22 protein-coding genes are annotated in these 26367 nt (G+C 60.3%); 8 read left to right on the top strand and 14 right to left on the bottom strand.

The genetic code is table 11. The annotated features are described in order from the left end of the window. Positions 1 to 11: 11 nt before the first annotated feature. Both C8K58_RS14540 and C8K58_RS14545 read right to left on the bottom strand, forming a co-directional pair. Complete coding sequence (locus C8K58_RS14540; RefSeq protein WP_098480379.1) at positions 12 to 905, bottom strand: glycine betaine ABC transporter substrate-binding protein; 894 nt, start codon at positions 903 to 905, stop codon at positions 12 to 14. A gap of 20 nt (positions 906 to 925) precedes the next feature. Further along, the gene (locus tag C8K58_RS14545; RefSeq protein WP_027604862.1) at positions 926 to 1642 is read right to left on the bottom strand and encodes an ABC transporter permease; all 717 of its coding nucleotides are present in this window, start codon (positions 1640 to 1642) and stop codon (positions 926 to 928) included. A 331-nt stretch (positions 1643 to 1973) separates the two neighbouring features. Between C8K58_RS14545 and C8K58_RS14550 the strand changes: the two genes are divergently transcribed. Together C8K58_RS14550 and C8K58_RS14555 are read left to right on the top strand one after the other, a co-directional pair. Beyond that, complete coding sequence (locus tag C8K58_RS14550; RefSeq protein WP_027604861.1) at positions 1974 to 3557, top strand: peptide chain release factor 3; 1584 nt, start codon at positions 1974 to 1976, stop codon at positions 3555 to 3557. A gap of 133 nt (positions 3558 to 3690) precedes the next feature. Continuing rightward, positions 3691 to 3936 carry a hypothetical protein gene (locus C8K58_RS14555; protein ID WP_027604860.1) on the top strand — a complete coding sequence of 82 codons (246 nt, stop codon included), beginning with the start codon at positions 3691 to 3693 and terminating at the stop codon, positions 3934 to 3936. A 119-nt stretch (positions 3937 to 4055) separates the two neighbouring features. On the opposite strand, the gene C8K58_RS14560 is transcribed toward C8K58_RS14555, so the two are convergent. From C8K58_RS14560 to C8K58_RS14605, 10 genes are all read right to left on the bottom strand, one after another. After that, positions 4056 to 5027, bottom strand: coding sequence for a peptide ABC transporter ATP-binding protein (locus C8K58_RS14560; RefSeq protein ID WP_017138288.1), 972 nt, complete (start codon positions 5025 to 5027; stop codon positions 4056 to 4058). Beyond that, entirely contained in the window at positions 5027 to 5995 is a 969-nt protein-coding gene (locus tag C8K58_RS14565; protein ID WP_027604859.1) for an ABC transporter ATP-binding protein, read from the bottom strand. Before C8K58_RS14565 ends, C8K58_RS14560 begins: the two co-directional genes overlap by 1 nt. 10 nt (positions 5996 to 6005) lie before the next feature. Further along, on the bottom strand, positions 6006 to 6917 hold the full coding sequence (locus C8K58_RS14570) for an ABC transporter permease subunit (RefSeq protein ID WP_027604858.1): 912 nt from the start codon (positions 6915 to 6917) through the stop codon (positions 6006 to 6008). Between the two features lie 10 nt (positions 6918 to 6927). Continuing rightward, positions 6928 to 7938 carry an ABC transporter permease subunit gene (locus C8K58_RS14575; RefSeq protein ID WP_003215992.1) on the bottom strand — a complete coding sequence of 337 codons (1011 nt, stop codon included), beginning with the start codon at positions 7936 to 7938 and terminating at the stop codon, positions 6928 to 6930. Positions 7939 to 8014: 76 nt separating this feature from the next. Next, the gene (locus C8K58_RS14580; protein ID WP_027604857.1) at positions 8015 to 9610 is read right to left on the bottom strand and encodes an ABC transporter substrate-binding protein; all 1596 of its coding nucleotides are present in this window, start codon (positions 9608 to 9610) and stop codon (positions 8015 to 8017) included. Between the two features lie 80 nt (positions 9611 to 9690). Further along, a complete protein-coding gene (locus C8K58_RS14585) occupies positions 9691 to 11088 on the bottom strand; it encodes an OprD family porin (RefSeq protein ID WP_027604856.1) in 1398 nt (465 codons plus the stop codon). Positions 11089 to 11259: 171 nt separating this feature from the next. Beyond that, positions 11260 to 12804, bottom strand: a complete 1545-nt coding sequence (locus C8K58_RS14590) for an ABC transporter substrate-binding protein (protein ID WP_371914549.1) — start codon at positions 12802 to 12804, stop codon at positions 11260 to 11262. Positions 12805 to 13168: 364 nt separating this feature from the next. After that, positions 13169 to 14797 carry an ABC transporter substrate-binding protein gene (locus tag C8K58_RS14595; protein ID WP_027604854.1) on the bottom strand — a complete coding sequence of 543 codons (1629 nt, stop codon included), beginning with the start codon at positions 14795 to 14797 and terminating at the stop codon, positions 13169 to 13171. Positions 14798 to 15055: 258 nt separating this feature from the next. Then, a complete protein-coding gene (locus C8K58_RS14600; RefSeq protein WP_092358784.1) occupies positions 15056 to 16657 on the bottom strand; it encodes an ABC transporter substrate-binding protein in 1602 nt (533 codons plus the stop codon). 92 nt (positions 16658 to 16749) lie between these two features. Further along, positions 16750 to 17463, bottom strand: a complete 714-nt coding sequence (locus tag C8K58_RS14605) for an SIMPL domain-containing protein (RefSeq protein ID WP_027604852.1) — start codon at positions 17461 to 17463, stop codon at positions 16750 to 16752. Positions 17464 to 17667: 204 nt separating this feature from the next. Between C8K58_RS14605 and C8K58_RS14610 the strand changes: the two genes are divergently transcribed. From C8K58_RS14610 to C8K58_RS14620, 3 genes are all read left to right on the top strand, one after another. After that, positions 17668 to 18930, top strand: a complete 1263-nt coding sequence (locus C8K58_RS14610; protein WP_027604851.1) for an ATP-binding protein — start codon at positions 17668 to 17670, stop codon at positions 18928 to 18930. Further along, complete coding sequence (locus tag C8K58_RS14615) at positions 18923 to 19483, top strand: response regulator transcription factor (RefSeq protein WP_010565532.1); 561 nt, start codon at positions 18923 to 18925, stop codon at positions 19481 to 19483. Before C8K58_RS14610 ends, C8K58_RS14615 begins: the two co-directional genes overlap by 8 nt. 97 nt (positions 19484 to 19580) lie before the next feature. After that, complete coding sequence (locus tag C8K58_RS14620) at positions 19581 to 21305, top strand: ABC transporter ATP-binding protein/permease (protein ID WP_027604850.1); 1725 nt, start codon at positions 19581 to 19583, stop codon at positions 21303 to 21305. Positions 21306 to 21389: 84 nt separating this feature from the next. Here C8K58_RS14620 and C8K58_RS14625 read toward each other — a convergent pair whose 3' ends face one another. After that, on the bottom strand, positions 21390 to 21827 hold the full coding sequence (locus C8K58_RS14625; protein WP_003171734.1) for a YhcB family protein: 438 nt from the start codon (positions 21825 to 21827) through the stop codon (positions 21390 to 21392). Between the two features lie 147 nt (positions 21828 to 21974). On the opposite strand from C8K58_RS14625, the gene C8K58_RS14630 reads away from it, so the two are divergent. From C8K58_RS14630 to zapE, 3 genes are all read left to right on the top strand, one after another. Beyond that, entirely contained in the window at positions 21975 to 22604 is a 630-nt protein-coding gene (locus C8K58_RS14630; RefSeq protein ID WP_065924314.1) for an alpha/beta hydrolase, read from the top strand. A 24-nt stretch (positions 22605 to 22628) separates the two neighbouring features. Beyond that, positions 22629 to 23984, top strand: a complete 1356-nt coding sequence (locus C8K58_RS14635; protein ID WP_108573884.1) for a tryptophan--tRNA ligase — start codon at positions 22629 to 22631, stop codon at positions 23982 to 23984. A gap of 79 nt (positions 23985 to 24063) precedes the next feature. Continuing rightward, positions 24064 to 25158, top strand: coding sequence for a cell division protein ZapE (gene zapE / locus C8K58_RS14640; RefSeq protein ID WP_027604847.1), 1095 nt, complete (start codon positions 24064 to 24066; stop codon positions 25156 to 25158). A 111-nt stretch (positions 25159 to 25269) separates the two neighbouring features. Here the strand turns inward: zapE and C8K58_RS14645 are convergent, their stop codons facing one another. Then, positions 25270 to 26190: a GlxA family transcriptional regulator gene (locus C8K58_RS14645; RefSeq protein ID WP_169899207.1), complete on the bottom strand. Its 921-nt coding sequence runs from the start codon at positions 26188 to 26190 to the stop codon at positions 25270 to 25272. Between the last annotated feature and the right edge of the window lie 177 nt (positions 26191 to 26367).

Genomic DNA, 26367 nt, shown 5'->3' on the forward strand with positions numbered 1-26367 from the left:
TCTTCTCCTTCTTAGTTGATCGGATGTTGGCGCAGGAAATCGGCGGCAACAGCGGATGGGCTTTCATGGTCGACGTCGACCCGCGCGTTCAACTCGCGCATGGTCTTGTCGTCGAACAGCGCGGCCAGTGGCGCAAGGTCTGCGGCCAGCTGCGGGTGCGCGTCCAGGTAAACCTGGCGCACCACGGGGGCGGCGGTGTAGTCCGGGAAATAGTGCTTGTCGTCGGCCAGCAGCTTCAATTTGAACGCGTTGAGGCGACCGTCGGTGGTGTAGACCAGGCCGGCAAACACCTGGCCGTTACGCAGGGCGGTGTAGACCAGGCCCGCGTCCATCTGCCGGGTGTTTTTGCGCGTCAGGTTCATGTCATACAGCTTGACCATGCCGGCGAGGCCGTCGGAGCGGTTGGCGAACTCGGTGTCCAGGGCCACGAGGCGGTGTTCCTTGGTGTCTTCTGCCATGGCGTTGGTGAGGTCGCTGATGCTGTTGATCTCTGGATGCTCCTCGGCCACTTTCTCGGGCAGTGCCAGGGCGTAGGTGTTGCTGAAGCGCGACGGCGACAGCCAGACCAGGCCTTTTTTCGCGTCGAGCTCTTTCACTCGGGCGTAGGACTGTTCGCTGTCGAGCTTCTCGTCCACATGGTTATAGGCCACGAGCGACACGCCGGTGTATTCCCAGATCAGGTCCAGTTGCCCGCTTTCCTGGGCACTGCGCGCCAGGTTGCTGCCCAGGCCGCCGGTCACGCGGGCGTCATAGCCCTTGGTGCGCAGGTACTGGGAGGTGATTTCGGCCAGCAGGGTCTGTTCGGTGAACACCCGCGCGCCAATGCGGATCACGGGTTTTTCGGCAGCTTGCGCAAGACCTGCAAACAGCAGGACGCAGCTCAGTATCAAGGTGATTTTTTTCATGTGTATTCCTTTGCCAAGCCTTAAGACGGACGCAACCCGCGTTCCAGCCAGAGGCGGCTGGCCATGGTTACCAGGCCGTCGAGCAGCAACGCCAGCAACGCGGTGCACGCGGCGCCGAGCAGCAGTTGCGGCTGGTTGTTCAGGGCGATGCCGGGGAAAATCAGGCTGCCCAGGCTATTGGCACCAATCAGGAACGCCAGCGGCGCGGTACCGACGTTGATCGCCAGGGCCACGCGCACACCGCCGATGATGATCGGCACGGCGTTCGGCAATTCGACGCGAAACAGCACCTGGCGCGGGGTCATGCCGATGCCGGTGGCGGCTTCTTTCAGCGAGCCTTGAACGTTTTTGAGGCCTTCGTAGGTGTTGCGCACGATGGGCAGCAAGGAGGCGAGGAACAGCGCGAAGATGGCCGGGCCGCTGCCGATGCCGAGGACGCCGAGGGCGATGGCCAGTACGGCCAGGGGGGGGACGGTGTTGCCGATGTTGAAGATCTGCATGAAGCGTTCTGCGCGCCCGACCATGTTCGGTCGGCTGAGCAGGATACCGGCGGGGATGCCCACAACGAGGGCGGCCAGCATGGAGACTAGAACCAGGATCAAATGAGCTTGCAGGTAAAACAACAAATCGTCGCGGTACAGTTCGATCGTGTTGATGCCGATCCAGTGGACCAGCAGGGCCAGGAGAGCGACGACAACCACTCCTCCTATCAGCCCTTTGCCATAGCGAATAGCCACAGGCGGACTCCTTTTTTCTTTTGTCGGCGACCACATTTCCGAGCGGCAATGCCATTCCTGGCTGTCGGCGAATAGGGTCGCGAAAAGCAGCTCGCCAATACCGGCAACGCGGTATCAAATCGAGCCATGAGCGCAGCCTCGTCAGGCTAACTTGCTGATTTTTCAGCCCCTGTTACGAGTGCGGTAGCAGGGGAGTGGACGTCTCTACCTTTTAAAAGGTTCCATACTTGGCAGCATTTAGCCACCCCCAATGGGGTGAACGGTGGTCCGGCACCTGCGGTTTGCGCTATACTCGCCGCCCTTTTTTGACTCACCTGCCAGGCGATTTCCCATGACCCACCAGGCCGCCGAAGTCGCGAAACGCCGCACTTTCGCCATTATTTCCCACCCCGATGCCGGTAAAACCACCATCACCGAGAAGCTCCTGCTGATGGGCAAGGCGATCGCAGTGGCCGGCACGGTGAAATCGCGCAAATCCGACCGCCATGCCACCTCCGACTGGATGGAAATGGAAAAACAACGGGGTATTTCCATTACCACGTCGGTCATGCAGTTCCCGTATCGAGACCACATGGTCAACCTGCTCGACACCCCGGGCCACGAAGACTTCTCCGAAGACACCTACCGCACCCTGACCGCGGTGGACTCGGCATTGATGGTCCTCGACGGCGGTAAGGGCGTCGAGCCGCGTACCATCGCGCTGATGGACGTATGCCGGCTGCGTGATACGCCGATTGTCAGCTTCATCAACAAACTCGACCGTGATATCCGCGACCCGATCGAATTGCTGGATGAAATCGAAGCCGTCCTGAAGATCAAGGCTGCGCCGATCACCTGGCCGATCGGTTGCTACCGCGACTTCAAGGGCGTGTACCACCTGGCCGACGACTACATCATTGTCTACACCGCCGGCCATGGCCACGAGCGCACCGATGTGAAAATCATCGAAAAGCTCGACTCCGACGAAGCCCGCGCCCACCTGGGTGACGAGTACGACCGCTTTGTCGATCAGTTGGAACTGGTTCAGGGCGCCTGCCACGAGTTCAACCAGCAGGAATTCCTCGACGGCCAGCTGACCCCGGTGTTCTTCGGGACCGCCCTGGGCAACTTCGGCGTCGACCACGTGCTCGACGCTGTCGTGAACTGGGCACCGAAGCCGCTGGCCCGTGTCGCCAACGAGCGCACCGTGGAACCGGTGGAAGAGAAATTCACCGGCTTCGTGTTCAAGATCCAGGCGAACATGGACCCCAAGCACCGCGACCGTATTGCCTTCATGCGCATCTGCTCGGGCAAGTACGAAAAAGGCATGAAGATGCGCCATGTGCGCACCGGCAAGGACGTGCGCATCGGCGACGCCCTGACGTTCTTCTCCTCCGAGCGTGAACAGCTCGAAGAGGCCTACGCCGGCGACATCATAGGCCTGCATAACCACGGCACCATCCAGATCGGCGACACCTTCACCGAAGGTGAAACGCTGGGCTTCACCGGTATCCCGCACTTCGCCCCGGAACTGTTCCGTCGCGTGCGCCTGCGCGATCCGCTGAAATCCAAGCAACTGCGCCAAGGCCTGCAGCAACTGGCGGAAGAGGGCGCTACCCAGGTGTTCTTCCCCGAGCGCAGCAACGACATCATCCTCGGCGCCGTGGGTGTGCTGCAGTTCGATGTGGTCGCCAGCCGCTTGAAAGAGGAATACAAGGTTGAATGCTCCTACGAGCCGATCACCGTGTACTCCGCGCGCTGGATCGAATGCGCCGATAAGAAGAAGCTGGAAGAGTTCTCCAACAAGGCCGTGGAAAACCTCGCGCTCGACGGCGGTGGTCACCTGACCTACCTGGCCCCGACCCGGGTCAACCTGGCGCTGATGGAAGAGCGCTGGCCTGATGTGAAATTCCGCGCGACCCGCGAGCACCACTAAGGTCTGAGCGCCGCAAAACAAAATGTGGGAGGGGGCAAGCCCCCTCCCACATTTTTTTCTCCTCCAGGCATGGGATTGGCGAGAATCCGGCATCGGGTCTAGCGTTTAACCACCGACTGCAAAGGAGATCACCGTGCGAAATGCTCAACGCGCCATTCCCCTGGTGTTGCTGGCCGTCCTGGGGCTGGCGCCCCTTCCGGCACTGGCGGGCGCAGGAGCGCCGCAATGGAAAGACACGGGGCCGGTCACCAAGAAAAAGCAGAACGAGGTCAACTCCGGCAGTTGGCAACCCCAGGCCCAGCCTGCGCCAAAAGAGGACGCAGAAAACCCCTACAACGAAGGGGAAGACAGCGAAACCTACGATGACGGCGACAGTTAATTGCATCCAAAAGAAAGCCCCTCCCACCAGGCTGATGCGCAACCTGACGGGAAGGGCTGTAGAACGCTGTATCACTGCTTACACATTTTTAATCTGATGTTCCGTAGCAGCTGTTTTACTTAGGCAACGAACTGCTCCGCGTAGTGGCAAGCCACCTGGCGGTTATCCAAGGCGCGCAGTTGCGGCTCCTCGCTGCTGCAACGTGCCGTCGCATACGGGCAGCGCTTGTGGAACGCGCAGCCCGGCGGCGGGTTCAGTGGATTGGGCAACTCGCCAACGATTTTGATCTTCGGTTTGTTCGGATCCGGATGAATGGTCGGGGTGGCCGAGAGGAGCGCCTGGGTGTACGGATGCAGGGGGCGCGCGTAGATGTCTTCCTTGGGGCCCACCTCCACCGGGCGACCGAGGTACATCACCATCACATCGTCGGCAACGTGCTGCACCACCGCCAGGTTGTGGGAGATGAACACGTAGGCCGTGTTGAATTCCTGCTGCAGGTCCATGAACAGGTTGAGCACCTGGGCCTGGATCGACACGTCCAGCGCCGAGGTGGGTTCATCCGCCACCAGCACTTTCGGTTGCAGCATCATCGCGCGGGCCAGGGCGATCCGCTGGCGCTGGCCACCGGAGAACATGTGCGGGTAACGCTGGTAATGCTCAGGGCGCAGGCCCACTTGCTTCATCATCGCCTGCACTTTCTCGCGGCGTTCGGCGGCGGACAGGTTGGTGTTGATCAGCAGCGGCTCGCCCAGTTGATCACCGACCTTCTGGCGTGGGTTCAACGAGGCATACGGGCTCTGGAACACCATCTGCACATCTTTGCGCAATTGCTTGCGCTGGGCCTTGTCGGCACCGGCGACTTCCTGGCCGGCGATTTTCAACGAGCCCGAGGATGGCTCTTCAATCAGCGTCAGCGCACGGGCCAGGGTGGATTTGCCGCAACCTGACTCGCCTACAACCGCGAGGGTCTTGCCGGCTTCCAGTTCAAACGACACACCATTAAGCGCGCGTACCAGCGCATGGCCCTTGAACAGGCCACGGGACACTTCGTAATGACGGGTCAGGTCGCGGGCAGTAAGAACGACGGCCATTACGCCACCTCCTGGTTCAAGGGGTAGAAGCAGCGCGCAAGGCTGTTGCTTTTCGGATCAAGGCCGGGCCGCTGGGCACGGCAGCTTTCCTGCACATACGGGCAGCGTGGCGACAGCAGGCAACCCTGCGGGCGGTCATAGCGGCCGGGCACGATACCCGGCAGCGTGGCCAGGCGCGTGGCGCCGAGGCTGTGCTCGGGGATCGCCTTGAGCAGCGCTTCGCTGTACGGGTGCGCCGGGATATCGAACAACTGCGGCACCTGGCCGACTTCCACGGCTTGGCCGGCGTACATCACGCACACGCGCTGGGCGGTTTCTGCCACGACCGCGAGGTCATGGGTGATCAGTACCAGGCCCATGTTCTGCTCTTTCTGCAGGGCCAGCAGCAGTTCCATGATCTGCGCCTGGATGGTCACGTCCAACGCGGTGGTCGGCTCATCCGCGATCAGCAGTTTCGGCTCGCCGGCAATCGCCATGGCGATGGCCACACGCTGGCTCATACCGCCGGACAACTGGTGCGGGTAGGCGTCCATACGGCTGGCGGCGCCCGGGATCTCGACTTTTTCCAACAACTCGATGGCGCGCTTGCGGGCTTGCTTGCCGGACATTTTCAGGTGCAGGCGCAGCACTTCTTCGATCTGGAAACCCACGGTGTAGCTGGGGTTCAGCGCGGTCATCGGGTCCTGGAACACCATCGCCAGGTCTTTGCCGACGATCTGGCGGCGCTGGCGGTTGCTCAGCTTGAGCATGTCCTTGCCGTCGAAGTTCAGGGCGTCGGCGGTGACGATGCCAGGGTGCTCGATCAGCCCCATCAGCGCCATCATGGTCACGGATTTACCCGAGCCCGACTCGCCAACAATGGCCAGGACTTCGCCCTTGTCGACGGCAATGTCGAGGCCATCGACCACCGGCACGGCGGTCTTGTCGCCGAAGCGCACATTGAGATTCTTGATTTCTAACAGTGACATGGGAATCTCCTCAGGCGGCGTTCTTGAGTTTCGGGTCCAGCGCATCGCGCAGGCCGTCACCCATCAAGTTGATTGCCAGCACGCTGAGCAAAATGGTCAGGCCAGGCAGGCTCACCACCCACCAGGCGCGTTCGATGTAGTCACGGGCCGAAGCCAGCATGGTGCCCCACTCCGGGGTTGGCGGTTGTACGCCAAGGCCAAGGAAGCCCAGGGCCGCGGCATCGAGGATCGCCGAAGAGAAACTCAGGGTCGCCTGCACGATCAGCGGTGCCATGCAGTTAGGCAGCACGGTGATGAACATCAGGCGGGGCAGGCCGGCGCCGGCGAGGCGGGCGGCAGTCACGTAGTCACGGTTCAGCTCGCCCATCACCGCAGCGCGGGTCAGACGTACGTAGGACGGCAGCGACACGATGGCGATGGCGATCACGGTGTTGATCAGGCCAGGGCCGAGGATCGCGACAATCGCAACCGCCAGCAGCAGCGAGGGCAGGGCCAGCATGATGTCCATCAGGCGCATGATGGTCGGGCCGAGCAGGCGCGGGAAGAAACCGGCGAACAGACCCAGCAGGATGCCCGGGATCAGCGACATCACCACCGACGACAAGCCGATCAGCAAGGACAGGCGTGAGCCCTGGATCAGGCGCGAGAGCAGGTCGCGGCCCAGTTCGTCGGTGCCGAGCAGGAACTGGATCTGCCCGCCTTCCAGCCACGACGGTGGGGTGAGCAGGAAATCGCGGTATTGCTCGCTGGGGTTATGCGGCGCTACCCAGGGGGCGAAGATCGCGCAGAACACGATCAGCAACATGAACAGCAGGCCGGCAACCGCGCCCTTGTTCTTGGAGAAGGCTTGCCAGAATTCTTTGTACGGCGACGGGTACAGCAGGCTTTGATCGACTGCTGACACTTGAGTAGGTGTGGTCATGGTCATGATCTCAGCGCTGGTGACGGATGCGTGGGTTGGCGAAGCCGTAGAGGATGTCCACCACGAAGTTCACCAGGATCACCAGACATGCGATCAGCAGGATGCCGTTTTGCACCACCGGGTAGTCCCGTGCGCCAATGGCTTCGATCAGCCATTTGCCGATGCCGGGCCACGAGAAGATGGTTTCGGTCAGCACCGCACCGGCCAGCAGGGTGCCGACTTGCAGGCCGACCACGGTGAGTACCGGGATCAGTGCGTTACGCAGGCCGTGCACGAACACCACGCGCGCCGGCGACAGGCCCTTGGCCTTGGCGGTGCGGATGTAGTCTTCACGCAGCACTTCGAGCATGGATGAACGGGTCATCCGCGCGATCACTGCCAACGGAATGGTGCCGAGCACGATGGCCGGCAGGATCAGGTGGTGCAGCGCATCCCAGAATGCGTCCGGCTCGTCAGCCAGCAGGGTGTCGATCAGCATGAAGCCGGTGCGCGGCTCGATGTCGTAGAGCAGGTCGATACGTCCGGACACCGGGGTCCAGCCCAGGCTCACGGAGAAGAACATGATCAGGATCAGGCCCCACCAGAAGATCGGCATCGAATAGCCCGCCAGGGAGATGCCCATCACCCCGTGGTCGAACAGGGATCCTCGCTTGAGTGCCGCGATCACCCCGGCCAACAGGCCCAGGATGCCGGCGAACAACAGGGCGGCCATGGACAGTTCCAGGGTCGCCGGGAAGAGGGCGGTGAACTCGGTCCACACGCTGGTACGGGTACGCAGGGATTCGCCAAGGTCGCCGTGGGCGAGCTTGCCGACGTAGTCCAGGTATTGCGCGTACAGCGGCTTGTTAAGGCCAAGGCGTTCCATTGCCTGTGCGTGCATCTCGGGGTCGACGCGCCGCTCGCCCATCATGACTTCGACAGGGTCGCCAGGGATCATGCGTATCAACGCAAACGTGAGCAACGTGATGCCGAAAAACGTGGGGATCAATAACCCCAGTCGGCGGGCAATAAAACTAAACATCTTGTGGTGTACCTCAATCAGCCGGTTAGGCAGGTTCGGCACCGTCCTGGTGGGCGGCGCCGAGCGTTTCTCTTATTTACTTCACCTGGGTGGTGGCGAAGTTATTGTTCGTCAGAGGGCTTTGGGTATAACCCTCGACGTTCTTGCGCATGGCGGTGAACATTTTCGGGTACGCCATGGGAATCCACGGTTGGTCCTTGTCGAAAACCTCCAGGGCTTGTTGATAGAGTGCGGCCCGCTGCTGGGGTTCAGCGTCGGCGCGGGCCTTATCGATCAAGTCCTGAAACTCTTTGTTACACCAGCGGGCGTAGTTTTCGCCGTTTTTCGCTGCATCGCAACTCAGGTTCGGCGTAAGGAAGTTATCCGGATCGCCGTTGTCACCGGCCCAGCCGGCGGAAACCATGTCGTGCTCGCCGGCTTTGGCGCGCTTGAGCATTTCGCCCCATTCCATGACCTTGATATTGACCTTCAGGCCGATCTGCGCCAGATCTGCCTGCATGCGCTGGGCGCCCAGCATCGGGTTCGGGTTGGTCGGGCCGCCGCCGTTACGGGTGAACAGGGTGAACTCGGTGCCTTCCGGCACACCGGCTTCCTTGAGCAGGGCACGGGCCTTGTCCAGGTCGCGTTCAGGGTTTTTCAGCTTATCGTTGAAGCCCAGCAGGGTCGGCGGATACGGCCCGGTGGCATCCACGGCGTTGCCTTTGCCATACAGGGATTCGTTGTAGCCTTTCTTGTCGAACGCGATGTTGATCGCGTGACGCACCCGCGCGTCGCTCATGTATTTGTGGGTGGTGTTCAGGGCGGTGTATGCGGTGGTCATCGCCGCCAGTTCGGCGACCTTCAGGTTCGGGTCTTTCTTGATGCTGGGAAGGTCGTCGGGCTTGGGATACAGCGCGATCTGGCATTCGTTGGCCTTGAGCTTCTGCAGGCGCACGTTGTTGTCCACCGCAATGGCCAGGATCAACGGATCGGCCGGAGGCTTGCCACGGAAGTACTCCGGGTTGGCCTTGAAGCGCACCTGAGCGTCCTTCTGGTAGCGTGTGAAAATGAACGGGCCGGTGCCGATCGGCTTGCTGTTGAGCTCTTCGGTCTTGCCGGCGGCAAGTAGCTTGTCGGCGTACTCGGCGGAGTGGATGGCGGTGAACGGCATCGCGACATCGGCCAGGAACGGTGCCTCAGGGCGGGTCAGGGTGAAGACCACGGTATGGTCATCGGTCTTCTCTACGCTCTTGAGCAGTTCCTTGAAGCCCATGCTTTCAAAGTACGGGTAGCCCACGCTGGATTTGTTGTGCCACGGGTGTTTCGGGTCCAGTTGACGCTGGAAGCTCCAGAGCACGTCGTCGGCATTCATGTTGCGCGTGGGTTTGAAGTAGTCGGTGGTGTGGAACTTGACGTCGTCGCGCAGATGAAAGGTATAGGTCAGGCCGTCGTCACTGATTTCCCAGGAAGTGGCGAGCGCTGGCACGATCTCGGTGGTGCCGGGCTTGAAGTCCACCAGGCGGTTGAACATGGTTTCGGCGGCGGCATCGGCGGTGACGGCCGTGGTGTACAGGACCGGGTCAAAACCCTCCGGGCTGGCTTCGGTGCAGACCACCAGGGGTTTGGCCGATACGCCGATAGCCACGCTTAACAGCGCAGCGGCAACGGCAGCTTGTAGCGGGAGCATTTTCATTCAGAGCCCTCTGCAATCGATGGGACCAGACAAGCGTAGACGGCAGGCTCGTCCTGAGCCTGCCGTCTACCTGGTGCTAGTTAAAGAATGTTGAACGGGATGGTGGTGACCAGGCGGAACTCTTTGATGTTGCCGTCAGCCTGTTGTGCGCTGGCGCGGTGAGTCACGTAGGTGCCACGGATGGTGGTGGCCTTGAGTGGGCCGCTCTGAATCGCGTAGGACGTGCCAACCCCGTATTCCTGGTGTTTCTCGCCGTCCATCAGGCGCAGGTCGCTACGCGAAGCGCCGGCTTCACCGTAGGCGGTACCGTTGTAGTGAGTACCGTCGATGCCCCAGCCGCGCGCCGAGTAGACGTTGAACTTCAGGCCCGGCACGCCGTATTCGGCCATGTTGATGCCGTAGGCGATCTGGAAGGACTTCTCGTTCGGGCTGTTGAAGTCGGAGGTCAGGGAGTTGGCCAGGTAGATGCCGTTGGTTTCGTGCAGGTAGTCGAAGTACTCGTCACCGTTAACTTCCTGGTACGAGAAGGTCAGGCTGTGGGCCTGGTGGGTCAGCCCCAGGGACAACGAGTAAGTGTCGTTGTCGATGTTGCCCATCTTCTTGCTGCCGGTGTCGGTGGTTTTGTAGTAGTTCAGGCCGGTGGTCAGTGCCAGGGTCTGTGCATCACCCAATTCGTGGGTGGCACCGAAGTAGTACTGGTTCCAGAAGTCTTCGACGTTAGCGGCGAACACGCTGGTTTTCAGGCTCTTGAACGGCTGGTAGTTGAAGCCCAGGGTCTTGACCTTGTCGGTTTCCTGGCCATTGCCGTACTCGGAACGGAATTTCGACAGGCTTTGTTCGGTACGCGGCGAAACGCGATCAAAGATGCCGCCCTGGAACGACAAGTTGCTGAACTCTTCGCTGTTGAAGCTCACACCCTCGAAGCTCGAAGGCAGGGCACGGTTGCCGATGGTATCGACGATTCCGCTGCTGAAGTTCTGGCGACCGGCGGTCAAGGTGGTGTTGGACACGCGGAACTTGACGTTCGCCAGGCCCAGTTTGCTCCACTGGCCTACTGCATCGCCGTCGGAGTCAGCCAGGGTACGGTTGGAACCGCCCTTGATATCACGCTTGCTGCGGTCCAGGACCACGGCGTTGTAAGCCGCGACTTCGGTCGCCACCCCCACGGTGCCTTGGGTGAAGCCCGAGGAGTAATTGAGGATGGTGCCTTGTACCCAGTTTGTGCGGTTTGCGTCGGTGCGCGTCTGATTGTGTTTCTCATAGGAGAAACGCTGGCCACGGAATTTCTTCTCGCTGGAGTACCAGTTACGGGTTGTACCGCCCAGGCTTTGACCGTCAATAAAGCCTTTGGCCTCGCTTTGGGCGCTGGCGCCGGCCAATGTGGTCGGGACGAAGTCCTGGCTGGCGGGTTCAGCATAGGCGGTGGCCGTGATGCTGCTGATGGCCAAGGCCAGAAGCGCTTTGCTGCTCAGTTTCATGGGTTGAAGCTCCTTTGGTTCTCTTTTTAATGCCGGTCTTTTTTGGTGATCCGGCTATTGGGTGTGTAACTCGATCAAGCTGTTGCAAACGTTTGCCGTAGGAAATTTCCCAATAAAAGGCTGAACGTTTGCGGGAGAGCCAACTTCGCTCCCTGCAATCCGGTTATTTTCTTATGGGTTAATGCTGACGCCCGAGAACACGTTGCGGCCGAAGGGACTTACTTTGAAGCCTTCGACTTTGGCGCTTAACGGCTGGTTGACCGTCGAGTGGGCGACGGGTGTGATCGGCACCTGCTGCTTGAGCAGTTGCTGTGCCTGTTTGTACAGAACAGTCCTTTGTTCGCGGTCGGTCACGACCTTGGCTTGCTTGATCAGCTTGTCGTACGCCGGGTCACACCACATGGAGTAGTTGTTCCCGCCGATGGCGTCGCAGCTGTAGAGGGTGCCCAGCCAGTTGTCCGGATCGCCGTTGTCGCCGGTCCACCCGATCAGGCTGACATCGTGCTCACCGTTCTTGGTGCGCTTGATGTATTCGCCCCACTCGTAGCTGACGATCTTGACCTTCAGTCCGATCCTGGCCCAGTCGCTTTGCAGCATCTCGGCCATCAGCTTGGCGTTGGGGTTGTACGGCCGTTGCACCGGCATCGCCCACAGGGTGATCTCGGTACCTTCCTTCACGCCGGCGGCCTTGAGCAGTTCCTTGGCTTTTTCCGGGTTGTAGGCGGCGTCCTTGATGCTGTCGTCGTAGGACCATTGGGTCGGCGGCATGGCATTGACTGCCAACTGCCCCGCGCCCTGGTACACGGCGTTGAGGATGCTCTGCTTGTTCACCGCCATGTCCAGCGCCTGGCGCACTTCGAGCTGGTCGAACGGCTTGTGGCGCACGTTGTAGGCGATGTAGCCCAAGTTGAAGCCCGGCTTGGTCAGCAGTTGCAGGTTCGGGTCGGCCTTGAGCGCGTCGACGTCGGCCGGGCGCGGGTGCAGGGTGACCTGGCATTCGCCGGCCTTGAGTTTTTGCACGCGCACCGAGGCGTCGGTGTTGATGGCAAAAATCAGCTGGTCCAGCTTGACCTTGCTCGGGTCCCAGTACTGTTTGTTGCCCACATAACGGATCTGCGAGTCTTTCTGATAGCGCTGGAAGACAAAGGGGCCAGTGCCGATCGGCTTCTGGTTGATGTCGCTGGGCTTGCCTTCCTTGAGCAACTGCTCGGCGTATTCGGCCGACAGGATGGCGGCAAAGCTCATGGCGATGTTCTGCACGAACGCAGCGTCGACCGAGTTCAGCGTCATCACCACGGTATGCGGGTCGGTTTTCTCGACCTTGGCGATGTTCTTGTTCAGGCTCATCCCGTTGAAGTACGGAAACTCGGTGGGGTAGGCCTTGCGAAACGGGTGGTCGGGGTCAAGCATGCGGTTGAAGGTGAACAGCACGTCGTCGGCGTTGAAATCCCGCGTCGGCTTGAATTCCTTGTTGCTGTGGAACTTCACGCCTTCACGCAGGTGAAAGGTGTAGGTCAGGCCGTCTTCGGAAATGTCCCACTTGGTCGCCAGTCCAGGTACGACGTTGGTCGCTCCCTTTTCAAACTCAACCAGGCGGTTGTACAGCGGCTCGGCCACATCGTTATCGGTAGCGGTGGTGTACTGCGCGGTGTCGAACCCTGCCGGGCTGCCTTCGGAGCAGAACACCAGGCTCTTCTTGTCGGCCGCCTGGCCCATCGTGGCTACGGCCAGCAGGCTGGTGCCAAAAATTGCGGATAGAACGGTGGTATGGCGCATGACGATCCCGATCCTTGTTTGTAGTTGTCATCAGCAAGCAATCACCCAGGCGTACGGCCAGGGGGACATTACTGATCCCACACACAGCAAGTGCCTTTCCCAGGTTGGAGCCTCTGCTGTCCTACGACGGTATGGGCCGCGGACTGCGCAGTAAATGCGCCAAATTGGACTGACCTTGTAGGCAAAAGAGCTACTTGTCGCAGTTCGCAGCTGTAGGACGCGGCGATTACGAGCGTGGTCTATTGCCTACGGTCCAGGTGGATGCAATAACGGCGACGTTATTAAACGTCGCCGTCATTGGTCCTTACTTGCCGCTTACGCTCACGCCATAGAAGGAGTTCAGGCCAAACGGGCTGATCTTGAAGTCCTGTACGGTGTTGCGCATGGGTTGATACACCGTCGAGTGCGCGATAGGTGTCATCGGGACTGCATCTTTGAGGATATGTTGCGCCTGCTTATACAGCTCGGTGCGTTTGGCGACGTCCGATGTAGCCTTGGCTTCTTTCACGACGCCGTCGAATTTCTTGTCGCACCACTTGGAGAAGTTGTTACCGGCCAGGGAGTCGCAACCGAACAGCACGTTCAGCCAGTTGTCCGGGTCACCATTGTCGCCGCTCCAGCCAATGATCATGGCCTGGTTCTCGCCGCCTTTGGAGCGCTTGATGTACTCGCCCCACTCGTAGCTGGTGATCTTGACCTTCAGGCCGATCTTGGACCAGTCGTTTTGCAGCATTTCGGCCATCAGCTTGGCGTTCGGGTTGTACGGACGCTGAACCGGCATCGCCCACAGAACGATCTCGGTACCTTCCTTGACACCCGCTTCCTTGAGCAGCGCCTTGGCTTTCTCGGGATCGTACTTGGCGTCCTTGATGGTGGTGTCGTAGGACCATTGGGTTGGCGGCATGGCGTTGACCGCCAGTTGGCCTGCGCCCTGGTAGACGGAATCGATGATCTGCTGTTTATTCACCGACATGTCCAGCGCCTGGCGCACGCGCAGGTCGGCCAGTGGGTTGGGCTGGTCGCTGCCCTTGACCTTATCCATGACGTTGTAGGCGACATAGCCCAGGTTGAAACCGGCCTGGTGCGGCAGTTTCAGGTCCTTGTCTTCACCCAGCGCCTTGAGGTCGGCCGGACGTGGGAACAGGGTGATCTGGCACTCGTTTTTCTTCAGCTTCTGGATACGCACCGACGGATCGGTGGTGATGGCGAAGATCAGGTTATCGATCTTCACGTCCTCAGGTTTCCAGTAGTCCTTGTTGCCGGTGTAGCGAATGTTCGAGTCTTTCTGGTAGCTCTTGAATACGAACGGGCCAGTGCCGATTGGCTTCTGGTTGATGTCCTGAGGCGTGCCATTCTTCAGCAACTGGGCGGCATATTCGGCCGACTGGATCGACGCGAAGCTCATCGCCAGGTTCTGGATGAACGCGGCGTCCACGGTGCCAAGGGTGAACTTGACGGTGTGGGCATCGACCTTCTCGATGTTCTTGATGTTGGTGTCCATCCCCATGTCCGTGAAGTACGGGAACTCGGTGGGGTAGGCCTTACGAAATGGATCGTCTTTGTTGATCATCCGGTTGAAGGTGAACAGGACGTCGTCAGCCGAGAATTCACGAGTCGGCTTGAAGTATGGGGTGGTATGGAACTTGACGCCTTCGCGCAGGTGGAAGGTGTAGGTCAGGCCATCCGGGGACACGTCCCAGCTGGTGGCCAGGCCAGGAACAACGGCGGTGCCGCCTCGTTCGAACTGGCTCAGGCGGTTGAACATGGTTTCGGCCGAGGCATCGAAGTCTGTTCCGGTGGTGTACTGGCCTGGGTCGAAACCGGCCGGGCTCCCTTCGGAGCAGAACACCAGGTTAGTCGCCGCTTGGGCGAATGGGGCCGCGGCCATAAGGCCAGCGCTCACTAATAACGGAAGGACTGCGTGTTTAAGCATGTTGGCCTCATGATTTGTTGTCATTTTTGGTGGTGAGGGCGACCTCGTGAGTCGGCCTGCGGATACTTATGCAGGCGCCATACCCATTGCAAGATGCTGAACCGTCGCAAGGCGGAAAGAGTGGTACGAACGTACAGGAATGTCGCAATTATGAAAGTTTTGACATATTTGAACGTATTTATGGGTTTTTTTCGGTGCATAAGGTGCACCAGAGAGGGTCAACCGAGGCGTCTGGCGCACTCGGTTGGGGCATTGCTGTTACTTATCTAGACTCACGCCGTAGAACGGTGTCAGCCCAAAGGGGCTGATCTTGAAGTCCTTCACTTCCTTGCGCAGGGGTTGGAAAACCGTCGAGTTTGCAATGGGCGTTATAGGTACTTGTTCTTTAAGAATTTTTTGTGCCTGTTGATACCACTTGATGCGCTGCTCGCGGTCACTGCTGACCTTGGCCTGCTGCACCAGGTTGTCGTAGGCCGGGTTACACCATTTGGCGTAGTTGCTGCCCTTGACCGCGGCACAACTGTAGAGCACGCCGAGCCAGTTATCCGGGTCGCCGTTGTCGCCGGTCCAGCCATAAATCATCGCATCGTGCTCGCCATTTTTGGCGCGCTTGATGTACTCGCCCCATTCATAGCTGACGATATTGGCCTTTATGCCGACTTTTTCCCAATCCTGCTGGATCATCTGGGCCGACATGCGCGCGTTCGGGTTGGAAGCGCGCTGGACGGTCATTGCCCACAGGTTGATGGTAGTGCCCGGTGCAACCCCTGCTTCTTTTAGTAGCGCGCGGGCCTTGGTCGGATCGTGCGGGGCATCCTTGATGGAGGGGTCATAAGACCACTGCGCCGGTGGCAGTGCATTCTGCGCCAATTGTCCGGCGCCCTGGTAAACCGCCTTGATGATCGCCGGCTTGTCGATGGCCATGTCCAGGGCCTGGCGGACCTTGAGCTGGTCCAGCGGTGGGTGGGTCACGTTGTAGGCCAGGAAGCCCAGGTTGAAACCCGCTTGCTGCAGCACGCGCAGGTTGGGGTCCTGTTTCATCACCTCGATGTCCGACGGGCGCGGGTAGCCGCTGACCTGGCATTCGCCGGCCTTGAGCTTTTGCAGGCGCGACGCGGCGTCCGGGGTGATGGCGAACACCAGGTTGTCGAGTTTCACATCCTCGGGTTTCCAGTACTGCTTATTGGCCACGTAGCGAATCTGCGAGTCCTTCTGGTAGCGCTTGAACACAAACGGCCCGGTGCCCACCGGTTTCTGGTTGATGTCTTCGGCCTTGCCCTCCTTCAATAGCTGGGCGGCGTACTCGGCCGATTGCACGGAGGCGAAACTCATGGCCAGGTTCTGCACGAACGAGGCATCGACGTTGTTCAGGTTGAAACGCACGGTGTGCTCGTCGAGTTTGTCGACGCTCTTGATCGTGGTGTTCAGGCCCATGTCGGTGAAGTACGGCGATTCGGAAGGGTAGGCCTTGCGAAACGGACTCTCGGCATCCAGCAGGCGATTGAAGGTAAACAGCACGTCATCCGCATTGAAATCGCGGCTGGGTTTGAAGAAATCAGTGGTGTGGAACTTGACGCCTTCGCGCAGATGGAAGGTGTAGGCCAGGCCATCCTCGGACACCTCCCAGCGTGTGGCCAGGCCCGGTTCGACTTCGGTGCCGCCACGCTTGAATTGGGTCAAGCGGTTGAACACGGTTTCGGCGGACGCATCGAAATCGGTGCCGCTGGTGTACTGGCTGGGGTCGAACCCGGCGGGGCTGGCTTCGGAGCAGTAGACCAGGGTACTGGCTGCGTGGGCCATCGGCATAAAAGCCAGCAGGCCTGCGGCAAGGAGTAGCGGTTTGAAGGTGGTTCTTTCCATGGAGACCCCTAGAAGTGGCAGGCATATAAACGCTGCCCAAACGAAAACGGCGGTCACCGAGGTTACCGCCGTTCAGGTTTGCCGGGTAGGGGTTACGGCATCTGCACTTCGATCACTCCATCGGCGCTCATGCTGACCTGGCTGGTACCTGCCTCCACTTCCGGCGTCGGTGCTGAATCCATCATGGCCGCCTTCATCATCATTCCGCCACGGGCATAAGGTTGTGGGTAGCCATTGGTGTTGAAGTTCAAGTTGACGATCTTGTAGCCCTTGCCGCCCAGCGCATCGGTGGCCAGTTGCGCGCGTGCTTTAAACGCGGCGACCGCGTCCTTGAGCAGGGCGTCTTCGCTGGTCTTGCGCGTGGTGTCGGCGATGGCGAAGTCCATGTTTTCCATTTTCAGGGTGTTGAGCAGTTCGCCGGTGAGTTTGGACAGCGCCGGGAAGTCCGCGCTTTCCAGGCGCAGTTCGGCGCGCTCGCGCCAGCCGGTGATCTTCTGGTTCTTGTTGTCGTAGATCGGGTAGCTGTTACGGCTGCCCTGGCGCAAGGTCACGCCCTGGACTTCGCGCGCCTGGCCCAGGGCCTTGTTCATGGTGGTGGTGATTTCGGCGGCGAGCTTGGCCGGGTCGGCGTTCTGGGACTCGGTGTAGAGGGTGACGATCATCTTGTCGCGGGCCACTTCCTGGCTGACCTCGGCGCGCAGGGAAATCTGGTTGTAATTCAGTGCATCGGCGGCCAGTGCCGGAAGGCTGGCCAGGGCGCTGGCGCTGAGGGTGAGAACAACTGCACTGCGAGTGAAACGAGACATGGAAGCTCCTTAGGGTGTTCGTATCGGTATGACTGTAGACGGTGGTGTCGGGTTCTTCGGGTTTACATATTCGCTACACATTGTGCGGCCGCCGACGAACGGTCGTTCGCCCGGCCTGCGGCAAAGAGCCACACGCGCCATGCCAGCGTGCCCGCTTCGTTTATACTCCTGCCGATCCGCCTGCAGCGCTCATCGGGAGAGCTCATGCTCGCCGCCGTAAAACTGACTTCCGCCACCCGCCAGAACCTCTGGCGCCTGACGTTCATTCGTACCCTGGTACTGGCCGCGCAGGCTGGTTCGGTCGGGCTCGCCTATTGGTTCGACCTGCTGCCGCTGCCGTGGCTGCAATTGGGCGTGACCCTGGGTTTCTCCATCGTGCTGTGTGTGTTTACCGCCATTCGGTTGCGCACCACCTGGCCGGTGACCGAGCTGGAATACGCCCTGCAATTGGCCTGCGACCTGTTTATCCACAGTGTGTTGCTGTATTTCTCCGGCGGTTCCACCAACCCGTTCGTGTCTTATTACCTGGTGCCACTGACCATCGCTGCGGTGACCTTGCCGTGGCGCTACTCGGTGGTGCTGTCGGGTATCGCCCTGACCCTGTACACCCTGCTGCTGGCGCGGTTCTATCCGCTGCAGACATTCCCCATCGCCCGCGAAAACCTGCAGATCTACGGGATGTGGCTGAGCTTTGCCCTGTCTGCCGCCGTGATCACTTTTTTTGCTGCGCGCATGGCCGAAGAGCTGCGCCGCCAGGAAGAACTGCGCGCCATTCGCCGCGAAGAAGGCCTGCGTGACCAGCAACTGCTCGCCGTCGCCACCCAGGCCGCCGGCGCGGCTCACGAATTGGGCACGCCGCTGGCGACCATGAGCGTGCTGCTCAACGAAATGACCCAGGACCATCACGACCCGGCGCTGCAAGAGGATCTCGGCGTGCTGCGCGAACAGGTCAAGCAATGCAAGCAAACCTTGCAGCAACTGGTACGCGCGGCTGAAGCCAATCGCCGCCTGGCGGTCGAGATGCAGGACGTGACCCAGTGGCTCGACGAAGCCCTGAACCGCTGGCACCTGATGCGCCCCGAAGCCAGCTACCGTTTCCATCTGCTGGGGCAGGGGACCGTGCCGCGCCTGGCGCCACCGCCGGACCTGACCCAAGCCTTGCTCAACCTGCTGAACAACGCCGCCGACGCCTGCCCCGAAGGCCTGGAAGTCCGGCTGGATTGGGATGTGGATGACCTGACGATCAGCATTCGCGACCATGGTGCAGGCGTGCCGCTGGCCATCGCCGAGCAGATCGGCAAACCGTTCTTTACCACCAAGGGCAAAGGCTTCGGCCTGGGCCTGTTTTTGAGCAAGGCCAGCGTGACCCGCGCGGGCGGCTCAGTGAAGCTCTATAGTCATGAGGAAGGCGGTACGCTCACCGAGCTGCGCCTGCCCCGTGTCGCACGAGGAGATATCGATGAGTGACGAGATCCAAGTCGAAGGCGAAGAACTGCCGCACCTGTTGCTGGTAGATGATGACGCCACGTTTACCCGCGTGATGGCGCGCGCCATGAGCCGTCGCGGTTTTCGCGTGAGCACCGCCGGCTCCGCCGAAGAGGGCCTGGCCATCGCCCAGGCCGACCTGCCGGACTATGCCGCGCTCGACCTGAAGATGGACGGCGATTCCGGCCTGGTGCTGTTGCCCAAGCTGCTGGAACTCGACCCGGAAATGCGCGTGGTGATCCTCACCGGTTACTCCAGCATTGCCACGGCCGTCGAGGCCATCAAGCGCGGCGCCTGCAACTACTTGTGCAAGCCGGCGGATGCCGATGATGTGCTGGCCGCATTGCTGTCCGAGCACGCCGACCTCGACACCCTGGTGCCGGAAAACCCGATGTCGGTGGACCGCCTGCAGTGGGAACACATCCAGCGCGTCCTCACCGAACACGAAGGCAATATCTCCGCCACTGCCCGCGCCCTGGGCATGCACCGTCGCACCCTGCAACGCAAGCTGCAGAAGCGTCCGGTACGCCGCTGAACCTAAGCTGAACAGCCTGCTTCAGGCCGCACGGAACCCTGAACCGATCACCTATGATCGGTTCAAACGCCTGCCTTCCTCCCTACGAGCCTGAACGATGAATCAGAACGCTGAGTACTCCGCGGTCAATGACGCTGTGCGTGGGCAATTTTTTCGCCGAACCTGGGCGATGATCACGCCTTATTGGCGAAGTGAAGAGAAGGGCAAGGCCTGGTTGTTGCTCGCCGTGGTGATTGGCCTGTCGCTGTTCAGCGTGGCCATTTCCGTGTGGCTCAACCACTGGTACAAGGACTTCTACAACGCCCTGGAAAACAAGGACACCGCCGCCTTCTGGCAACAGATCGGTTATTTCTGCGGTATCGCCACGGTGGCGATTCTCGGCGCGGTCTACCGTCTCTACCTCACCCAGATGCTGACCATTCGCTGGCGTGCATGGCTCACCGAAAAGTATTTCGCCCGCTGGCTTGGCGACAAGAACTACTACCAGCTGGAGCAGGGCGGCTACACCGATAACCCGGACCAGCGGATTTCCGAAGACCTCAACAGCTTTACCCTGAACACCCTGAGTCTTGGCCTTGGGCTGTTGCGCAATGTGGTCAGCCTGGTGTCGTTCTCCATTATCCTATGGGGCGTGTCCGGCAGTATTGAAGTGTTCGGTATCACCATCCCCGGCTACATGTTCTGGTGTGCATTGGTCTATGCCGGTGTCGGCAGTTGGCTGACCCATCTGATCGGTCGTCGTTTGATCGGCTTGAGCAACCAGCAGCAACGCTTCGAAGCGGACTTGCGTTTCTCCATGGTGCGGGTGCGGGAGAATGCCGAGAGCATCGCCCTGTACAACGGCGAACCCAATGAGCATCAGCGTTTGAACGCGCGGTTCGGGAAGGTCTGGCATAACTACTGGGACATCATGAAGGTGTCCAAGCGCCTGACGTTCTTCACTGCCGGCTATGAACAGATTGCGATCGTCTTTGCGTTTATCGTGGCTGCCCCGCGCTACTTTTCCGGCAAGATCGAACTGGGCGAGCTGATGCAAATCAACTCGGCGTTCGGCAACGTGCAGGGCAACTTCAGCTGGTTTATCAGCGCGTACGCCGACCTGGCCGGCTGGCGCGCGACCAGCGACCGTCTACTGAGTTTTCAGCAGGCCATGCGTGAGAACGAGCAGCGCCCAGCTGCCATCGACGTCAGCGCTGAAGGCGAGCGTCTTGTGGTGCAAGGGCTGGGCTTGAACCTGGTGGATGGTCGCCACCTGCTGACCGACGCCAACATGATCGTTGAACCGGGCCAGCGCGTCATGCTCAGCGGCCGTTCCGGCAGCGGCAAAAGTACCTTGCTGCGCGCCATGGGGCATCTCTGGCCGGCTGGTCACGGCAGCATTCGCCTGCCGGCCAGGCGTTACCTGTTCCTGCCGCAGAAGCCTTACCTGCCGATCGGCACGCTCAAGGCGGTGTTGAGTTACCCACAGGACGACAGCGTCTATTCGGCAGAACGTTATGCACAGGTCCTGGAAACCTGTCGCCTGCCGCACCTGGTGGAGCGCCTGGACGAAGCCAACCATTGGCAACGCATGCTCTCGCCCGGCGAGCAACAGCGCCTGGCCTTTGCCCGTGCCTTGTTGTTCGCGCCGCAATGGCTGTACATGGACGAAGCGACGTCGGCCATGGATGAAGAGGATGAGGCGACGTTGTATCAGGCGTTGATTGATGAATTGCCGGGGTTGAGCATTGTCAGCGTCGGTCATCGCAGCAGCCTCAAGCGCTTCCATGGGCGGCATGTGCGGATCGAGGGTGGGTGGCTTCAAGAGCAACCTGTGGCCTGAGGCCCCTTGTTCTGGAGAATGGTGCCCAACAAAAAGCCCGGTTGATCAGCGATCAACCGGGCTTTTCTATTGCTTGAAAATAACTTACTTCTTCAAGCCGTAATGCTCATCCAGCATGCCTGGGGCGTTTGGCGTTTTTGGCGCGTAGTCCCGTGGCGGTTCCTGGTTCTCCCGGGGCGGAGTCAGGCGTTCCCGTGGAGTTTGCGGTGCATCGGAATGCAGCGCGGCCAGCAGGCGCTGGCGGGTGATGTCGTCGAGGGCCAGGCGGTTTGCCCCATCGGCGAGGTGATCCTGTACTTCCTGGTAGCTCTGGGTGAGTTTCTTGACCAGGGTCGCGGTGCTGTTGAAGTGGGTAACAACCTCGTTCTGATAACTGTCAAAACGTTCCTGAATGTCATCCAACTGACGCTGCGTGCGGTTAGGCGCGGCATTCGGCAGCAGGCGGGCAACCAGGAATCCAATGGCGACACCGGCAACCAAGGCGAGAGTCGGCAACAACCAAACTAAGAGCGAGTGTTCCACGAGTCCTTCCTCTATAAACGGCTTTGCTTTACGTTAACGGCTCAAACCTGCGCTGTATACCGCGATTAAGCTCGCAATGATGCCATGCACAGACTTTTAGCTAGACGAGTCGACCCTTTGAGAGGTCACGGAGTTCATTCCTTGCTCATGCGTGAAACCCCCGTTTTGATCGATGGCCCGGTAGGCCAATTGGAAGCCCTGTACCTGGATCACCCCGAGCCACGTGGCCTGGCGCTGATCTGCCACCCTAATCCGGTGCAGGGCGGGACCATGCTCAATAAAGTCGTTTCGACCCTGCAACGCACGGCTCGCGATGCCGGGTTGATTACTTTGCGTTTCAATTACCGTGGCGTCGGTGCGAGTGCCGGCACCCACGACATGAGCACCGGTGAAGTGGACGATGCCGAAGCGGCTGCCACCTGGCTGCGTGAAAAGCACCCCGACCTGCCGATCACCCTGCTCGGTTTTTCCTTTGGCGGCTACGTGGCGGCCAGCCTCGGCGGCCGCCTGGAAGCCAAAGGCGAAAAGCTCGCGCACCTGTTCATGGTCGCCGCGGCGGTGATGCGCCTGCGCGATACCGATGTGCTGCCCCACAGCTGCCCGTTGACCCTGATCCAGCCGGAAACCGACGAAGTGGTCGACCCGCAAACCGTCTACGACTGGTCCGCCGCCTTGAAACGCCCCCATGAGCTGCTGAAAGTGGCAGAATGCGGGCACTTTTTTCATGGCAAGCTCACCGATCTCAAGGATCTGGTGCTGCCGCGCCTCTCGAATTGATAGCAGTCTGATAAGCGATTACCCATGACGACTCGTACCCGTATCCTCACCGGCATCACCACCACCGGCACGCCGCACCTGGGCAACTACGCCGGTGCGATCCGCCCGGCGATCCTGGCCAGCCAGGATGCCAATGCCGATTCCTTCTACTTCCTGGCCGACTACCACGCCCTGATCAAATGCGATGACCCGCAGCGCATCCAGCGCTCGCGTATGGAAATCGCCGCGACCTGGCTGGCCGGTGGCCTGGATGTGAACCGGGTGACCTTCTATCGTCAGTCCGACATCCCGGAAATCCCCGAGCTGACCTGGCTGCTGACCTGCGTCGCCGCCAAGGGCCTGCTCAACCGCGCCCATGCGTACAAGGCCTCGGTGGACAAGAACGTGGAGACCGGCGAAGACCCGGATGCGGGCATCACCATGGGCCTGTACAGCTACCCGGTGCTGATGGCGGCGGACATCCTGATGTTCAACGCGCACAAGGTGCCGGTGGGCCGCGACCAGATCCAGCACGTGGAAATGGCCCGCGACATCGGCCAGCGCTTCAACCACCTGTTCGGCAACGGTAAAGAATTCTTCACCATGCCCGAGGCGTTGATCGAGGAAAGCGTTGCCACCTTGCCGGGCCTGGATGGCCGTAAGATGTCCAAGAGCTACGACAACACCATCCCGTTGTTCACCAGTGCCAAGGACATGAAAGACGCCATCTCGCGGATCGTCACCGACTCCCGCGCGCCCGGCGAAGCCAAGGATCCGGACAACTCGCACCTGTTCACCCTCTACCAGGCGTTTGCCAGCAAGGCCCAGGAAGAAGCGTTCCGCGGCGAGCTGCTGCAAGGCCTGGGCTGGGGCGAGGCGAAGAGTCGTCTGTTCCAACTGCTGGACAGCCAACTGGGCGAAGCGCGCGAGCGTTACCACCAGTTGATGTCGCGCCCGTCGGACATGGAAGACCTGTTGCTGGTCGGCGCCAGGAAAGCCCGTGCCGTAGCCGCGCCATTCCTGGCCGAGTTGCGTGAAGCGGTGGGCCTGCGTTCGTTCGTCAACCAGGCTGCGGCGCCGGTCGCGACCAAGAAGAAAGCCGCGAAAGCCGCGCGTTTCGTGAGCTTCCGTGAAGACGACGGCAGCTTCCGCTTCCGCCTGTTGGCCGCCGATGGCGAGCAATTGCTGCTGTCGCGCAACTTTGCCGATGGCAAGGCGGCCGGCGCAGTCACCAAGCAACTGCAAAGTGGCGCTGCGCTGGACGTACGCAGCGAAGCCCTGAGCTTCAGCGTATGGCTGGACGGTACCGCAGTCGCCGACAGCGCCGAGTTCGCCGATGCCGCATCCCGTGATGCCGCCATTGCAGCCCTGCGCATTGCGTTGACCCCAATCGAGGATTAACCCGACCAAGGGTTGATTGCCATTATCCAGGGCCGTCGTTACAGTGACGGCCCGTTTTTGTTGCCTTGCTAACGAAATTATGACGCCCCTAGAACGATACCAAGCTGATCTGAAACGCCCTGAATTCTTCCATGACGCGGCCCAGGAAACGGCGGTGCGTCATTTGCAGCGCCTGTACGACGACCTGGTTGCGGCCTCGCAAAGCAAGCCGGGGATGCTCAGCAAGCTGTTCGGCAAGAAAGACCACGTGCCGGTCAAGGGCCTGTATTTCTGGGGTGGCGTGGGCCGGGGCAAGACCTACCTGGTCGATACATTCTTTGAAGCGCTGCCGTTCAAGGAAAAGGTACGGACACACTTCCACCGCTTCATGAAGCGCGTGCACGAAGAGATGAAGACCCTGCCGGGTGAGAAAAACCCGCTGACCATCATCGCCAAGCGTTTCTCCGATGAAGCGCGGGTCATCTGCTTCGATGAATTCTTCGTCTCCGATATCACCGATGCCATGATCCTCGGCACCCTGATGGAAGAGTTGTTCAAGAACGGCGTGACCCTGGTCGCCACCTCGAACATCGTGCCCGACGGCTTGTACAAGGACGGCCTGCAACGCGCGCGCTTCCTGCCGGCCATTGCGCTGATCAAGCAGAACACCGAGATCGTCAACGTCGACAGCGGCGTCGACTACCGTCTGCGTCACCTCGAACAGGCGGAGTTGTTCCATTTTCCGCTGAACGAAGCGGCGCACGAAAGCCTGCGCAAAAGCTTCCGCGCCCTCACGCCGGAATGCACCCAGGCGGTGGAAAACGACAAGCTGATGATCGAGAACCGCGAAATCATCGCCCTGCGTACCTGCGATGACGTGGCCTGGTTCGAATTCCGCCAACTGTGCGACGGCCCACGCAGCCAGAACGACTACATCGAACTGGGCAAGATCTTCCACGCAGTGATCCTCAGCGGCGTGGAGCAGATGAGCGTCACCACCGACGACATCGCCCGACGGTTTATCAACATGGTCGACGAGTTCTACGACCGTAACGTCAAGTTGATCATCTCGGCGGAAGTTGAGCTCAAGGACCTGTACACCGGCGGGCGCTTGAACTTCGAATTCCAACGGACATTGAGCCGCTTGCTCGAAATGCAGTCCCACGAGTTCCTGTCGCGCGGGCACAAACCCTAAGACCGACACAGTAAAAAATGTGGGAGGGGGCTTGCCCTGATAGCGGTCTTTCAGTAACAGATGCACTGACTGATCCACCGCTATCGGGAGCAAGCCCCCTCCCACATTTGCTTACGCAGCCTGTTGGAATTGCTGGCGGTATTGGTTCGGCGATAACTCGGTGTGTTGGCGAAACAACCGCGCAAAGAAACTCGCATCGTCGTAACCCACCTCATAACTGATGGTCTTGATGCTCTTGCGGCTGCCCGAGAGCAGGCCCTTGGCCGTCTCGATACGCAGCCGTTGCAGGTAGTGCAGCGGCTTGTCGCCGGTGGCGGTCTGGAAGCGGCGCATGAAGTTGCGGATGCTCATGCCGTGTTCCCGGGCGACGTCTTCGAAGCGGAATTTGTCGGCGAAGTGCTCCTCGAGCCAATGCTGGATCTGCAGGATGATCACGTCCTGATGCAGCTTCTGCCCGCCAAAACCGATACGTCCCGGCGAGTAGCTGCGCTGCACTTCGTAGAGGATGTCGCGGGCCACGGCCTGGGCGATGTTGGCGCCGCAGAAGCGTTCGATCAGGTAGATATACAGGTCGCACGCCGAGGTGGTGCCGCCGGCGCAATACAGGTTGTCGGCGTCGGTGAGGTGCTTGTCCTGGTTGAGCTGGACCTTGGGGAAGCGTTCGCCGAACGCGTTGAAGAAACGCCAGTAGGTGGTCGCCTCCTTGCCATCGAGCAGGCCGGCTTCGGCCAGCCAGAACACCCCGGTGGCTTCGCCGCAGAGTACCGCGCCCCGTGCATGCTGTTCGCGCAGCCACGGCAGCACTTGCGGGTAGCGCGCGCACAGGGCATCGAAGTCATCCCAGAAGGCCGGTAGCACGATGATGTCGGCGTCTTCCAGGCCGCCGTCCACCGGCATGATCACGTCACTGAAACTGCGCACCGATTTTCCGTCGGGGCTCACCAGGCGTGTTTCGAACGCTGGGGTCAGGCCCAGGCCTTGCTGTTTGCCATAACGCAGGCTGGCGAGATGGAAGAAATCCTTGGCTTGCATCAGGGTTGAAGCGAATACCCGATCAATGGCCAAAATGCTGACGCGCCGCAACGGCGTGGAGATTTGGTTAGACATAATTTCATTTATTCTTATAGGGGAAAGTGGTCACCAGACGGCTGGATCGTCTTATTTTTTGTCGCATGTGTCCAGTGTCCTGTGACGCCATCGGGGCATAGG

Origin of the sequence: Pseudomonas sp. GV047 (genome assembly GCF_003058245.1) — a bacterium.
Classification (GTDB): domain Bacteria; phylum Pseudomonadota; class Gammaproteobacteria; order Pseudomonadales; family Pseudomonadaceae; genus Aquipseudomonas; species Aquipseudomonas marginalis.